Raw genomic sequence first — 314 nt, forward strand, 5'->3', positions numbered from 1 at the left:
CGATGAGTCCTCAATTTTTCGATCATATTCAGAAATCACTTCATCTACTTTTTCGACCATTTGAGCTAGCTCTTCTAGCTTTAATTCATCTTCGCTTTCTCGTTCAATTTCAGGTAGTATCTCTTTTTCAAGCAGCTCGTTGTATAGTTGGTTCGATTTATTTTCGGAATACAAACCTAGGGTTTGTAAGATTACGTTTTGCGTTCAGTTTTGAAGGTTCATTCTTCTGAATGAATTACTTCAAAACTTGTTCTTTGAAAACTGGATAAAACGACATTGAAATTGTAACAAACACATTTATTTTTTAAGTTTTT

The 314-nt window shown here is 32.5% G+C and carries 1 pseudogene; it reads right to left on the bottom strand.

Features of this window, described 5'->3' with window-relative positions:
- A pseudogene (locus ABNX05_RS26535) lies at positions 1–159 on the bottom strand (IS5/IS1182 family transposase); the annotation flags it as partial.
- Between the last annotated feature and the right edge of the window lie 155 nt (positions 160–314).

Source organism: Lysinibacillus zambalensis (genome assembly GCF_040183165.1).
Lineage (GTDB): Bacteria > Bacillota > Bacilli > Bacillales_A > Planococcaceae > Lysinibacillus > Lysinibacillus zambalensis.